Annotated in this window: 11 protein-coding genes; 8 read left to right on the top strand and 3 right to left on the bottom strand. The window is 60.4% G+C overall.

What is annotated here, in order from left to right; genetic code table 11:
* Window positions 1-46: 46 nt before the first annotated feature.
* The 5 genes from ABIB60_RS00905 (at window position 47) to ABIB60_RS00885 (ending at window position 5678) form a co-directional block, all read left to right on the top strand.
* Window positions 47-640: a hypothetical protein gene (locus tag ABIB60_RS00905; protein ID WP_354577064.1), complete on the top strand. Its 594-nt coding sequence runs from the start codon at window positions 47-49 to the stop codon at window positions 638-640.
* A gap of 89 nt (window positions 641-729) precedes the next feature.
* Entirely contained in the window at window positions 730-1191 is a 462-nt protein-coding gene (locus ABIB60_RS00900) for an Xre family toxin-antitoxin system antitoxin (protein WP_354577063.1), read from the top strand.
* A 10-nt stretch (window positions 1192-1201) separates the two neighbouring features.
* Window positions 1202-1663, top strand: a complete 462-nt coding sequence (locus tag ABIB60_RS00895) for an RES family NAD+ phosphorylase (protein WP_354577061.1) — start codon at window positions 1202-1204, stop codon at window positions 1661-1663.
* A gap of 210 nt (window positions 1664-1873) precedes the next feature.
* On the top strand, window positions 1874-5236 hold the full coding sequence (locus ABIB60_RS00890) for a DEAD/DEAH box helicase (RefSeq protein WP_354577060.1): 3363 nt from the start codon (window positions 1874-1876) through the stop codon (window positions 5234-5236).
* A 154-nt stretch (window positions 5237-5390) separates the two neighbouring features.
* Complete coding sequence (locus ABIB60_RS00885) at window positions 5391-5678, top strand: hypothetical protein (RefSeq protein ID WP_354577058.1); 288 nt, start codon at window positions 5391-5393, stop codon at window positions 5676-5678.
* On the opposite strand, the gene ABIB60_RS00880 is transcribed toward ABIB60_RS00885, so the two are convergent.
* The 3 genes from ABIB60_RS00880 to ABIB60_RS00870 form a co-directional block, all read right to left on the bottom strand.
* Window positions 5675-7384, bottom strand: a complete 1710-nt coding sequence (locus ABIB60_RS00880) for an alpha/beta fold hydrolase (protein ID WP_354577056.1) — start codon at window positions 7382-7384, stop codon at window positions 5675-5677. The two genes, ABIB60_RS00885 and ABIB60_RS00880, sit on opposite strands and share 4 nt — an antisense overlap.
* 69 nt (window positions 7385-7453) lie before the next feature.
* A complete protein-coding gene (locus ABIB60_RS00875; RefSeq protein WP_354577054.1) occupies window positions 7454-8242 on the bottom strand; it encodes a hypothetical protein in 789 nt (262 codons plus the stop codon).
* Window positions 8243-8252: 10 nt separating this feature from the next.
* Window positions 8253-9080 (bottom strand): hypothetical protein, encoded by an 828-nt coding sequence (locus tag ABIB60_RS00870; RefSeq protein WP_354577053.1) that lies wholly within the window; start codon window positions 9078-9080, stop codon window positions 8253-8255.
* 108 nt (window positions 9081-9188) lie between these two features.
* On the opposite strand from ABIB60_RS00870, the gene ABIB60_RS00865 reads away from it, so the two are divergent.
* The 3 genes from ABIB60_RS00865 to ABIB60_RS00855 all read left to right on the top strand — a co-directional run bounded on the left by ABIB60_RS00865 (window position 9189) and on the right by ABIB60_RS00855 (window position 14119).
* The gene (locus tag ABIB60_RS00865) at window positions 9189-9896 is read left to right on the top strand and encodes a hypothetical protein (protein WP_354577051.1); all 708 of its coding nucleotides are present in this window, start codon (window positions 9189-9191) and stop codon (window positions 9894-9896) included.
* A gap of 117 nt (window positions 9897-10013) precedes the next feature.
* Complete coding sequence (locus ABIB60_RS00860; RefSeq protein WP_354577050.1) at window positions 10014-10703, top strand: energy transducer TonB; 690 nt, start codon at window positions 10014-10016, stop codon at window positions 10701-10703.
* A gap of 173 nt (window positions 10704-10876) precedes the next feature.
* Window positions 10877-14119, top strand: coding sequence for a tetratricopeptide repeat protein (locus tag ABIB60_RS00855; RefSeq protein ID WP_354577049.1), 3243 nt, complete (start codon window positions 10877-10879; stop codon window positions 14117-14119).
* Window positions 14120-14164: the final 45 nt, after the last annotated feature.

Below are 14164 nucleotides of genomic sequence, written 5' to 3'. Positions count from 1 at the left end.
CTTCTGTTTAGCTCCGGTTTTGTAACGCATTTACCTTGTACTCCAAGTGATAAACCCAGAATCAATACATCCGCTGATTGTTCCGCGTGAGTATATTAAAGACAGTGCTTGGGACCTGCCTCACTTGCCACTTCCCAACGACGAGTTTATTTTATGCTGGGTTGAATACGGTGAGGCAATGGTGTATTTGGACCGAGCCGGATATACTGAGTTGGAGCAGTCCGGTGTGAACTGGCAGCAGCAAGCAATAGAGAATGTTCGACAGTCAGCGTTTTTTCACCAGTACCGTAAGAACGATGCCGTTACCGGGCAGCCGGAGTGGATTGCTTTCCTGAATGATGAAGATACTATCAGTTCCAGCAAGATATTATTACACTACGAGCTCGAAAGAATATTCCCGACTGGATACTCAGTTGTAATTCCTGACAGAGCTTGTGGTATAGTTGTGTCAAACGAATGCTCTGACGAAACGCTTGATGCCCTAGTAGAGATGGTAAGAGGCATGTACACGGGGGCTGGCGCTCCAATGTCGCAGGCGTTTTTTGAAAGTTCTGCTTTTGCTTTACCGCCCGATTGGACATTGCCGATAGATAAGGAAACAACAGCTTTAATTCTGCAGCTTTTCCAAGCAACAGAATAAGTGAGTGGCGTGTGGATATAGAACCCAAAGAAAAATTTCCGCGTTAAATGGAAAAATTTCTATATGTTCGCTCCATCAAACGCACACCTATGGCTACCGCTGCACACCAACCGAAAATAACGGCCGTTATGCCGGCGGCCCTGCGCAAGAAATGGGCGGCCTGGGGCCGAACCGGGCAGGACGCCTACGCCCTGGTGATGGAGGCCCGCAAGGGCGTGCCGGCCGCCACCGCCTTTGAGGTGGCCGAGGCCTACCAGCTGCAGGCCCAGGAGCTGGAGGCCATCTACGAGCTATCCACCAAAACCCTGCGCACGTACTCCCAGGAGAAGAAAAACCTGAGCGCCGCCAGCAGCGAGAAGACCCTCAAAATCATCAGCCTCTACAACCTGGGGGTGGAAGTATTCGGAGAAGCCGCCGCATTTTTGCGCTGGCTGGATAAACCGGCCCACGGCCTTGACGGCGAGATTCCGCTGCGGCTGCTGGAAACCAGCGGGGGTATTGACCTGGTAGCCGAGGAGCTCACGCGCATTGCCTACGGCGACTTATCCTAGGGCCCCGAGTATGCTGGTGTACCGCATCTGCCTGGCCAAATACGCCGACGACCTGTTTGCCTCGGGCTACCGGGCACGCTGGAATTACAAGGATCAGTTTGTGATTTACACGGCCGCCACCCGGGCCCTGGCCTGCCTCGAAAACGTGGTACACCGCAGCGGGGAAGGCCTCACCGGACAGTTTCGGGTGCTGGTGATTGACGTGCCCGATGATTTGCTGGTAGAAGAAATTCCGCTGGCCCAGCTACCCCGGGACTGGGAACAGGCCAGCCGCTATGCCGTGTGCCAGCCCATTGGGGCCGAATGGTACACGCGCCGCAGCTCGGCCGTGCTGCGGGTGCCCTCGTTCATTGTGCCCCAGGAGTTCAACTACGTGCTGCACAGCCGCCACCCCGATTTCAATCGTATCCAGATTGTGAGCCGGGAGGAATTTCGGTTTGATGCACGGATTAAGGCGGATGAGGTAGGGTAGCTTGGAATAAGGCTAGTGGCAATAATTGTCATTCCGAACGAAGTGAGGAATCTGGGTTAACCATCTGACGGATAACCCAGATTCCTCACTTCGTTCGGAATGACAGTTGAAACAATGTCGGCAAGCAGCAACCCGACAGGAAATACTCGGCCGCTGCAACTGCAGAATGTGCCCTGCTTGGTGTAATTTCCTGCCCCTGTATAGTTCACTGTGCCGCATACCGTTCATCTCTCCAAGCAGCTCCCGGACCTGACGTTGCCTCAGCTATTGCAGCTGGCCCCGCGCAGCTTTGTGCCGGATACACGCCAGTACCGGGCCGTGACGCCGCTGGAGTTGGCCGTGGATAACGGGCAGTTTTCGACTGGGGTGGTAGTAGGAGGAATTGCCGGGCCGGAAGTGGGAGTGAGTCAAACTGCAACTGGCTTGGCCTTGACCTGTGCCTGCACAGCTGGCGCAGACAACGAACTATGCGAAAATCAGGCACTGACGCTGCTGGCAGTGCTGCACCGACCGGAGCTGCGGGTGTTCTTTGATGCGGAGCTGCGCGAACAAAAGCTGCGCGTTGCGGCCCGAGAGTACGGCTTGGAACAGGCTCCCGATTTGGAGATTCACTTCCATCTAACGTTTGCCAATGGAGCCGTGGCCGTAGCTCCGCGCCGGGCGGATTTGCTGCCCGTTACGCCGGCTTCCAAGCAGGAACTAATACGGCAGCTGCTACCTACCAAGCCGGAGCCGGTAGTGCCGGGAGCGGGTGGGCAGCGGCTGCTGGTGCTGGCCCGGCACCGCTACTACAGCCACCTCACCCTGCACCTAGCCGAGGCCAGCCTCACGGCAGCGGGCAAGCCCAAGAACCCGCTGACGCTGCTGAACCCCCTGGACGGTATCTGGCAGCTGACCAATGCGGCGGAGCTGAAGTTCTACACCGGCCTGGCCCGCTTCCAGCATAATTACGAGGAGAACCGCACGCCGGCGGCCGTAGAAGCGTTACGGGCGGTGGTGCAGAACCCGTTTCGGCTACCAGTATTTGCCCACCGCGGCCCCCAAGGCGACAAGCTCACAGCCGCGGCTTTGGTGCCAGTGCGCCTGCACAGTGCCCGGCTGCAATTGCGCCTGCAGGTAACCCAGGAAGACGAATTCTACCAGATAACCGGCCAGCTCCTGCTTCACGACCAAGCCCTGCCCCTGGAACAGCTCACCGTGCACTATGACTACTTCGTGGCCCTGCACGACGACCTGTACCTGCTCGACGACCTGGATGTGTGGCGGGTGGTGGAGTTCTTCAAAAAGCGCAATAACGCCCTGCTGATTCACCAGTCGCAGTTTGCGGAGTTCCGGGAAGACGTGCTGTCCAACCTGGAAAATCGCCTGCAGATTCACTACGCTTACCTGCGCCCCGCCACCCGCCAGCAACTGGCGGCCGAGGGCTTCAATGAAGCGCCTGAGCCGGTGCTCTACCTTTCCGATGTCGGTCCCCACGTGGAGCTGCTGCCGGTGATGCGCTACGGGGAGCGGGAAGTATCAGTGCTAAGCAAGCAGCAGCTCCAAGCCACCGACGCCCGGGGCCGGGCCTTCACCGTCGCCCGCAACGCCCTAGCCGAGGACCGGCTGGTGGCGGCGCTGCTCCGGCACTGGCCCGAGCTGGCCGGGCAGCAAATACCTGATTCCTTTTACCTGGCCCGGCGCGAGTTTCTGAAAGCCGACCGGGTGTTACCGGCTTTAGCCGACTGGCGGGAGGAAGGTATTCGGATATTGGGCTTTCGGCAGCTCAAGGACAACCGCCTTAACCCGCACCCCGCCCGGGTATCGGTGCAGGTGAGCAGTGAAACCAACTGGTTTGATACCAAGCTGGCAGTACGGTTTGGCAAGCAACACGCCACGCTGCCCCAAATCAGCCAAGCCCTGCGCAACCGCCGCCGCTACGTGGTGCTGGATGATGGCAGCCACGGCGTGCTGCCCCAGCAATGGTTGGAGAAGTTTGCCCGCTACTTTGCCGCCGCCGAGCTTATCGACGGCCAGCTGCGCACCTCGCACAGCCAGTTTGCGGCGGTGGAGGAACTGTACGCCGAGAATGAGCTGCTGCCCTCAGCCCGGCAGCGGCTGAACGAAACCCGCGCTGCCGTAGCCAATTTTACCGGCATTGCGCCCGTGCCGGTGCCCGCCGGTCTGCGGGCCACCCTGCGCGACTACCAGCAGGAGGGCCTCAACTGGCTGAATTTCCTGGATACGTTCGGCTTCGGCGGCTGCCTGGCCGATGATATGGGCCTGGGCAAAACGCTGCAGGTGCTGGCCTTCGTGCTGCACCTGCGCGCCACCGGCCGCACCGGGCCCTGCCTGGTAGTGGTGCCTACGTCCCTGGTATTCAACTGGCAGGCCGAAGCAGCCCGCTTTGCGCCCGGCCTGCGGGTGCTGACCTGGCACGGCGCGGGCCGCAAGCGGAACCAGCCGGATTTCGCCAGTTACGACCTGGTGCTGACCACCTACGGCACGCTGGTATCGGATCTGCGCCGGCTGAAAGCGGCGGAGTTCGAGTATGTGTTTCTGGATGAGGCCCAGGCTATCAAAAATCCGGCTTCGTTGCGTTACCGGGCCGCTTGCCAGCTGCGGAGCCGGGGCCGGGTAGTGCTGACGGGCACACCGTTGGAAAACAACACCTACGATATTTTCGCTTTGCTGTCGTTTGCCTGTCCAGGGTTGTTGGGCACGCTGCGGCAGTTCCGGGCCCAGTATGCCACGCGCATTGACAAGTTCGGGGATGAGCAGAAGGCCCGGGAGCTGCAGCAGAAAATCCGGCCGTTTGTGCTGCGCCGTACCAAGTCCCAGGTAGCCACTGAATTGCCCGAAAAGACGGAAATGGTGCTCTACTGCGAGATGCCGCCTGAGCAGCGCCGCGTGTACGAGGCCTGCCGTCAGGATTTTCGCAACCTGCTGCTGGGGCAGCGAGAGGACGTATCGGCCCGCAACCATGCCTCGGTGCTGCGAGGCCTCACGCGCCTGCGGCAAATCTGCGACTCGCCCGCATTGTTGCCCGATCTGGAGGATTATGGCTCCACTTCGGCCAAGCTGGCGGTGCTGCTGGAGGAAATCCAGAACCACGCCCCAGACCACAAAATCCTGGTGTTTTCGCAGTTTGTGGGCATGCTGAACCTAGTGCGGCCCATGCTGGACGCCCACGATATTCCCTACCAGTACCTCACGGGCCAGACCCGGCAGCGCGGGGCCGCCGTGCAGGCATTCCAGCAGCGCGACGATGTTCGGGTGTTTCTCATCAGCCTGAAAGCCGGCGGCACTGGCCTCAATCTCACTGGGGCCGACTACGTGTACCTACTGGACCCTTGGTGGAATCCCGCCGTAGAAAACCAGGCCATCGACCGGGCGTACCGCATCGGCCAAACCAAGCCCGTAGTGGCAGTGCGCCTCATCTGCCCCAGCACCGTGGAGGAGAAAATCCAGCACCTGCAGCAGTCCAAGCGGGAACTGGCTCAGGGCCTCATCCGCACCGATACTGCTCTGCTCAAATCCCTCACGCCCCAGGAATTGCTGGCGTTGGTGGGTGAGGAGGATAGCGTGAGGTGATTGCTAAATAGGTATTTGTCATTCCGAACGAAGTGAGGAATCTGGTTCAAGCCACTTTGGTGTTAAACTCAGATTCCTCACTTCGTTCGGAATGACAGTTGAAACGCTTCCCCCATAAAATCCGCAGCTTTACGCTTCCGCAACCAAGCCCACCATGTTCCAGACCTCGCCCGATATGCAAGTCGTTGATATTATCCAGATGTCGCCCAAAGAGGTGTTTGTCGTCGGGTATTTGACTGGGGAGGTGAAGACAGGGACCTGGGAGCTGCGGCGCAACGGGGAGGCGGTAGTTACGCTGCAGGCCACCGGCGAGGTGCAGGTGGAAGCCGGCCGCAAAGGCAAGCTGGCCCCGCCCCGGGTAATCAGCTGCCAGGGCCAGGTAGATAAAAAACAGTTTGATTTCACCCAAGACGAGGTAACGCTGGCGCGGGTAGAGGCCTAGGGCTGCCGGAAAAACTGCAGCACTTCCCGGTTAAATACGTCCGGCACTTCCTGCGGGGCGTAATGCGTGGCTCCTTCCAGCAGCCGCAACCGGCTGTGCGGCAATGTCCGGGCAATAATCTGCGTGTGTGCCTCCCGAATCACGTCGCGCTGCCCGGCCATTACCAACACCGGGGCCTGAATAGTGCTGATTTGCGGCAGGGTGAAATGCGGCTCCTGCACCAGCAGCCGGAGCAGCCGGGTTGCGGTGGAGGTAGTGCTTTGGGCCTGAGCCTGCTGCAACTGGCGCTGAAACCGGGCCAGCACGGCCGGCTCGATGGCTTCGGGAGTCGGGAAGAGGTTGGCTCCCATAATGGCCAGGCGGCCCACGTACTCCGGGTGGTGCAGGGCGAGGCTCAAGGCTGTGTTGCCCCCGTCGCTCCAGCCCACAATATTCACTTGGCGCAGGTGCAGGGTGTCCAGCAGCTGGCGCACGTCGTCGGCAAACAGCTCGTAGCTGTAGTCCTGGGTGGTGAAATCCTGGCTGCGGCCCTGGCCTCGGGTATCGAGGGCAATGACGGTGAAGTGCCGGGCCAGCTCGGGAATCTGGAGCTGAAAATTGGCAATGGACTGCCCGTTGCCGTGCAGCAACAGCAGCGGTGGGCCTTGCCCGTACCGCTCATAGTAAAGCCGGCCGCCCCGGGCCTGCAGGTAGTGGCCGGCGGCGGGGTTGCTGCCGTAGTGCTGCGGGTTGGGGAGCAGAGCAGCTGTTGAGCCGCTAAAAAGCAAAGGTTTCAGGCTATCCGCCACCACGTAGTTTTCGGGAACATCTTCAGCTGCGGCGGCCACGGGCTCCGGCTCGGAATGTTTGCCGGCCGTTTGATAGGTATCGGCGGTGAGGTAGATACTCAGGTAGCCGGGCGTGACTTTCTGCCAGCGAGCCTGGCTTTTGTCGCGGGTGAACACGCTGTGGCCCGGCAGCGGCACGGCGGCAATGCCGAAGGCTTTGGGGCTGCCTTCCTGCGCTGCACTCTGCAGCCACTGCACCGTTACGGCTACTTCCTTCAGGCCCTGCAGATACAGGTTGTAGGGCAGCAAATCAACCCGCACCCAGCCTCGGGGCTGGGTCACGGTGAAGCGGATATCGGGCTGGGACAGAGGCTCGGCGGGCTGGCCATGGCGCACCCTGTACAGCAGCAGCCGCAGCGTTACGGACCGGAACCGGTTGAAGGCCACGAACAGGTTCACGTCGCACAGGCGGCAATCCGTAGTCAGCGGAATGATGGTGCCCTGCTCTTTGCCCAGCTCGTCGCTCACCAGGCCGGGCTCAGTATAGAGGCGGGCCGTCATGAACGAGGACGCGGCCGAGCGCCCGAACGTGCGGGTGCGCACCTTGCCGGGCCGCACCGTTACGCCCCCAAGCTGCTGGCCCAGCGGCTTCAACCGAACAGCGCCCCCGGCCTGCACCGCCGCCACCGGTACCCGCTGGGTAGCGTAGCCCACGCAGGAAACCAGCACAGGCCCGGCCACCGAATCGGGCAGGGCAAACCGGAACCGGCCGGCGCTATCGGCCACCGTCCCGAAGGGCTTACCCGCCACGCCCACCGAGGCAAACGGTACCGGCGCCTGCGTAGCGGCATCCTGCACGGTGCCCCGCAGCTGGCGGGTCTGGGCGAAAATGGAAAAGGGAATCAGCAGGAATAAAAACGCGGAAGAGAGCAGGCGCATCAGCCGGGAATACGTGGAAAGTACCCCAGAGAGGCGCGGGACCGGCTAATGGTTGCGTTTACGGTGCTACTACCGATCCTCTTTTCGGGCCGAGCTCAGGTCCAGCAGATACTCGCAGGCCCGGCGGAAATTATCCTGTTTTTCCGGGCTGTGGCGGAATACTGCGTGGTAGCCGCTGGCCTTGTGGGCTTCCAGCAGCCAATATGCGCCATCCAGCGTCATCGACTCCTCATAAGTGGGCAGTTGCTGAAATGCACTGTTCTGCAGCAACTGCGCAAAACGCCCCCACTGTGCCGGGCTTACAGGATGTGTTGTTTCCAGTGCCACCAACTGAATTGGAGGGCGGTTGACCCTGGCTCTTGCCTGCTGCATGGCCGGGTCAGCCTGACGCTTTTGAAACTCCTGCTGTAGTTTTCTTTCCTGCGTTGCGGATGTACCCGGCGGGATAAACAGGATGGCGGACAGCTGCGGGCTGCAGGCGGGCTTGTCCAGAAACTGCGTCCGCAATATTGCGCCAGTGGCCCGTTGGGTTAGCGTAAGCAGCACTGGTCGGCTAAAAGACCGTAGCCACAGGAACCGGTACCGATTAGCCCCGAGGTAGTAGTTCGACAGCACCGGAGCCCCGAAATGCCACAGGTTGCAGGAGGCCAGTAGGAGTTCATGAGGCGGAGTGCTGGTTGTGTGTGCCGTGATAGAGTCGATATAGGAGGAATCTGCAGCGGGGAAGTACAACGTGCTGGAATCCCGTGGGTAGCCCTGCGCATCGGATATAGCCGGATTCTGCGGGTAGGCCGACTGATTGTCAGCAGGCGAGGAGCAGGCCGCCAGCAGCAGGACCAGCAAAAGGGCGCGTAGCATACCAAACAGGCTAATATCGTTCCTCATTCCGCGCCGAACTCAAATCAATCAGATACTCACAGGCCTGGCGGAAACTGTCCTGCTCCTCCGGGCTGTGGCGGAATACCGCGTGGTAGCCGCTGGCCGTATGGGATTCTAGAATCCAGTAGGCACCGTCCATTACAGTATGCGGCCCGCATGTTACCAACTGTTGAAAATTACCCTGCTGCAGCAACTGCTCAAACTGCTGCCACTGTAGCAGCGTGATGGTGCGGGTTGTTTCCAGCTGCGGTAGCCGCTCGGCCGGGCGGTTACGCTCGGCCAGATTGCGCTGCACTTCAGGGTCGGCGCGGTGGGCTCGATCAGCCGCTCTCAGCCGCTCCCGTTTAGCCAGTGGCAGATCAAGAGAAGTGAAATCAATACTGCTGAGCTGGATTTTCGGAAGCCCGGCCCATTTGCTCAGCCATTGGGTGCGTAGCACGGCCCCGCTGCCCTGGCGGGTAAGTGTAATAAGCACGGGCTTCTCAAAGGAGCGCAGCCACAGAAACCGGTAGGTGTCGTGCCCCAGGTAATAATTCGACAGCACCGGAGCCCCGAAGAAAATCAGATTGGTTGAGGCATTGCGGAGCGTAAACTGGCAGTCTTTGGCCTGGGTGGTCTGCTCATCGGCTTCCAGGGAGTCGATAGGAGATGAGGGCTTAGGTAAAGTGGCTGCCGCCGGGAAGTAGAACGTGCTGGAATCTCGCGGCTGGCCCTGGGTATCCGAAATAGCCGGGTTCTGCGGGTAGTTGGTGCGCTCAGCAGTAGGCGAGGAGCAGGCCGCCAGCAACAGCGGGAGTAGTAAACGGATGCGGCGCATAGATGTAAGGATTGGGCGTAAACCAGCCGGCCGCAAGGTAACGGTGTGAAACGTCAGCGGTAAAGCGCCTATATTTCGCCGGTAGCTATACCCGTTGCCTTATTCCATATGCCTGTTTCTACTCTATCCTTCCAGCGCATCCTGGGCCTGGCCGTAGTGGCTGTGGGCGCTGCCTGTCAGAAACCTGCCCCCGAGCCGGAGTCGGTACTCCTGCCGGCCGGGTTGAAGGCCTACACGCTGTTCGAGCCCGGTACCTACTGGATTTACCGGGACTCCGTTACCCGGCAGTTGGATAGCGTGTGGGTAGTTTCGACGCAGAAGGATATTCTGCGAATAGGCGCTGGAGGAACATTTGATAGGGTAGCGCTGAAATATGAAGCATTTACTGTCCGGACAAGCTCAACAATAAGCGGCAGCCATTACTATACAATTCATAGGGAGTGCGACTTGCCTTATCGGGAAAGCCAGAGCACAAAAGGTCCCTGCTGGGTGTTGGAACGAGGCCGCTACCTTCCCAACAGTACCGCTGACGCAGGCGGTGAGCTAGTGTTTCCCTACAGTATCGATAAAGACAAACCCACGTTTCTGATAGCCTATACGGCTGTGATGTACCCATACTGGTATTCGCAGCCGACAATTCTTAACGGTGCCACCTACGCGGGCTTGCTACAGGTAAAGCTCACGACGGATATTTCGGAAGGTGGCTGGCCGACGCACTACTACTGGGTGCCCGGTCAGGGTGTTGTACTCCGCCGCATTAACCGCAACGGCCAGTGGCGCACGTGGCACTTGGTGCGCAACCACATTGTACAGTGAGGCTTCGGTAGTGCCCTCGTGAAGGGTATAACAATACGTGATGTAAAGACCAGCAATATCGGTACAAGGATACTGTTATAGATTGCGTTACTACCTTGTTCTGCTATGGGATACTACATGGGTTGCCACCTTCTGTCGATAGGAGCCATGTTGTTTAGCAAGGGGTGCCAACAACCTATCCGCTTCACTGAAACCCTGCCGACAGTTGCCGTGCAGGCGCCGGATACGTGCACCCAGGCTGCAGCTGCCGCCCGCCGCGACTTTGCCGCCAGGCGCTACGAGTTACACAGCATAGAAACGCTACCAGTAGAAAATGCCTACCACGACGTACTCCGTATGGACTATAACATCCAGTGGAGCTTCGTCGGTGAGGATGGGCCCGGCAGCTACTGGCAGTGCTATGACTCCGCGCTCTGGCCGCTGCTGGAGCAGAAGTATGGGGCTGGTTTCGGTGCCCACGTAAGCCACAAAGCCGATAGCCTGGATAAAACCGGCCGCTGGAATAGATACCCGGAGTTTCCTGGTGGTACAGAAGCCATGTTCCTGTTTTTTCAGCGGAGCATCAACTGGCAAACAGCGAAACCCAACGGGAAACGGGTATTTATGGGCTTCACGATTCAGGCCAACGGGCAAGTGACCAATGTGGTGCTGATGAAAGGAATCGGGAATCCTTACGACAACGAAGCCCTACGCGTAGTGCGCCAAATGCCCCGGTGGAAGCCAGCGTATCGGCAGGGGCAGGCGTGTCCAATACAGTTTACGGTGCCTGTCAAATTTGAGCGGCAAAGCCCAATGGGTTCTGAATAAGAAGGCCAGGTAGAGAGAGCATTCAGCGCTACCGCACACCAAACCCACCCCGTTGCGCGTTAAAACCCGCAGAAAGGCCCATTCCGGGGCAACCCCGCCCGAACTTTTCGCTACTTTTGGCTACCCCCGTTGCGGCTTGCCGCCGCGGCTCCTCTTCCGCGTAACGCTTTCTGATGAAACTATTCCCCCGCCTGGCGCTGGCCGCCTCCCTTTCCGCTGCCGCCCCGCTGGCAGCCTCGGCCCAGCAAACGCAGGTGTTCACCGCTGATGAACGCCACTTCCAGGAAGGCCTCGAACTATTCGACCGTGGCAAGTACGGCGCGGCCCAGCAGGCTTTCCAACGCTACCTCGACCTCACCCAGCGCCGCACCGGCGAGCTAGCCCCCGGCCGCACCCAGGATGCCGAGTACTACTACGCCGTAGCCGGCCTCTACCTGTTCCACCCCGACGCCGAGGACCGCATCCTGGCCTTCGCCACCCAGAACCCGGCCCACCCCAAGGCCGCCCAGGCCTATTTCGAGCTGGGCAAGTTCTACTTCGATAAGAAAGACTACGTGCGGGCCATCGACTACCTGCAGAAGGTGGGCCCCGACAACCTCACCGACGACCAGCGGGCCGAGGCCGAGTTCAAGCTCGGCTACGCCTATTTCGCCCAAAAGGAGTTCGATAAGGCTAAGCTGCAATTCGACCGCAACAAAGCCGGCAACCACCAGTACCGCTTTGCCAGCTCCTACTACGCCGGCTACCTGGCCTACCGCGCCGGCGACTACGCCGGGGCCCGCAAGGATCTGGCCGTAGCCGAGCAGAACGATGCCTACAAGCCCGTGGTGCCGGCCGTTATGTCGCAGATTTACTACAAGGAAGGCGACTACGACGGGCTGATTGCCTACGCCACCCCGGCCCTGCAGCAAACCCCGCCGCCCCAAAGCGCCGACGAAATTCAGCTGCTGGTGGGCGACGCCTACTACCAGAAGGAGGACTTCAAGCAGGCCGCCGAGTACTTTGATAAGTACGCCGCCGGCCGCAAGAAGATTGAGCCCGAGGTGCAGTACAAAATCGGGTACGCCAACTTCAAGCAGGGCGACTTCAAGGGCGCCATTGGCAACCTGAAGGGCGTGGCCGCCCGCCGCGACTCGCTGGGCCAGAATGCCGCCTACCACCTGGGCCTGAGCTACCTCAAAACCAACCAGAAGCCTTTGGCGCTGAACTCGTTTGACGCGGCCCGCAAGCTCACCTTCGACAAGGTGATTACCGAAAACGCTACGCTGAAATACGCCCAGGTCAGCTACGAGCTGGGCAACACCCAGGAAGTCATCAACTCCCTGCGCGACTTTGGCAAGCGGTACCCCCGCTCCAAGAACCGCGCCGCCGCCGACGACATTCTGAGCCAGAGTTTTCTTAATTCCTCCGACTACGCCCAGGCCCTGGGCTACCTCGATAACCTCGACGACCGGAGCCAGAAGCTGAACGCCACCTACCAGCGCGTGGCCTACCTGCAGGCGGCCACCCTCTACAACGACAACCGCTACCAGGACGCTTTGCCGGTGCTGGATAAGAGCCTGAAATACCCCGAGGACGAGGCCCTGCGCGCCGCAGCTCAGGTATTGAAGGGCGAAATCTACAGCATTGGGCAGCAGTATCAGCCCGCCATTACAGCCTACACCGCCGCCGCTCGCACGGCCCGCACCGGCACGGCCTCCGAAACCGACTTCGACCAGAAGGCCCGCTACGGCCTGGGTTACGCCTACTACAACACCAAGCAGTACGACCGGGCCCGGCAGCAGTTCCAGGCCTGGCTACAGGACCCCGTAGCCAAGCCAACTAGCCCGAATTATTACGATGTGACCTTGCGCCTGGGCGACACCTACTACATCAGCAAGCAGTACCAGCAGGCCCTCGACCAGTATAACAAAGTCATTCAGGCCAACGCCGCCGACAAGGACTACGCCTACTACCAGAAAAGCGTGGTGCTAGGGCTGCTGGGCAAGCGGGAGGAAGCCAGTGCCACCCTCAGCACCCTGCTCAAAACCTCGCCCAACTCGCGCTACGCCGATGACGCGGTGTACCAGCAGGCACAACTTGATTATGAGGCCGGCTCCTTCCAACCCGCCGTGGATGGCTTCACCAAGCTTATCAACAACCGCCCCAACTCGGCCCTCATTCCGCAGGCTTTGCAGAAGCGCGGTGTGGCCTACCAGAACCTGGACCAGCACGATAAAGCCGCCGAGGATTTCAAGCGGGTGCTCACCCAATTTCCGCGCACCAAGTCGGCCAGCAGCGCCATCTACAGCCTGCAGGAAAGCCTGAGCGCCCAGGGCAAAACGGAGGAATTCGACCAGTACCTGGCACAGTTCAAGCAGCAGAACCCCGACAGCAAAGCCACCGAAAGCGTGGAGTTTGAGGCCGCCAAGTCCTTGTACCTGGCTGAGAAATACGCCCAGGCCATTCCGCGCCTCGAAGGCTACCTGCAGCAGTACCCCAGCACCGCCCTGGCCGCCGACGGCCGCTACTTCCTGGCCGACTCTTACCTGCGCACGGGCCGCAAAACCGACGCGCTGCCCCGCCTGAAAGCGGTGGTGGAAGAAGGCAAAAGCGAGTTTGTGAACCGGGCCGTGGGCCGGGTGGCCGACCTGGAGTTTGAAAACAAGAACTACGCCGAGGCCGCCAAATACTACAGCCGTCTGCGCGAGGTGTCGCAGAACAAGCGCGAGGTGGCCAACGCCAGCATCGGGCTGATGAAGAGCTACTACGAGGCCGGCGACCTGGAAGGCACCCGCCGGGTGGCCCAGGAGCTGCAGGCCCAAGGCGGCGCTTCGCTCAACGCCACCAACCTGGCCCTGCTGTACCTGGGCAAAGCCAGCTACAAAGCCGGCAGCCTGGAGCAGGCCATCGGGGAGCTGACCACGGCCGCCGCCACCGCCAAGGATGAGAGCGGGGCCGAGGCGCAGTACCTGATTGCCAGCGCCCTCTACCAGCAAAAGAAGTACCCCGAAGCCCTGGATGCGGCCTACAAGAGCAATTCCGACTTCGCCAACTACGACCTGTGGCTGGGCCGGGCCTTCCTGCTGATTTCCGACATCTACGTGGCCCAGAACGAGGTATTCCAGGCCCGGGCCACGCTCAATTCCATCATCGACAACAAATTTCCGGTAGCCGAGGTGGTGGCCGGGGCCAAGGAGCGCCTCGCCGCCCTTCCCGCCGACCCGGCCACCGCGCCGGCCCCAAGCCCGCCCAAAACTACGCCGAAGTCGGCCCCGGCTACTACGCCCAAATCAACCACTAAACCCGCTCCGACTACTAAGCCGACCGGCAAAACCACTACGGGCAAAACGCCGGTGCGCAACTCGTTGGCTCCCTCGGAGGCGCAACCCGCCGACACCACCAGCAACCCCAGCACCACACCCCGGGAGGAATAGCGGCGCAGCAACAATAGCTACAAGCACTGCTTGAGGCAAAGCGCA

The sequence above is a fragment of the Hymenobacter sp. UYP22 genome (assembly GCF_040547285.1).
In the GTDB taxonomy this organism is placed as follows: domain Bacteria; phylum Bacteroidota; class Bacteroidia; order Cytophagales; family Hymenobacteraceae; genus Hymenobacter.
This window is presented reverse-complemented; position numbering and strand designations above follow the sequence as displayed.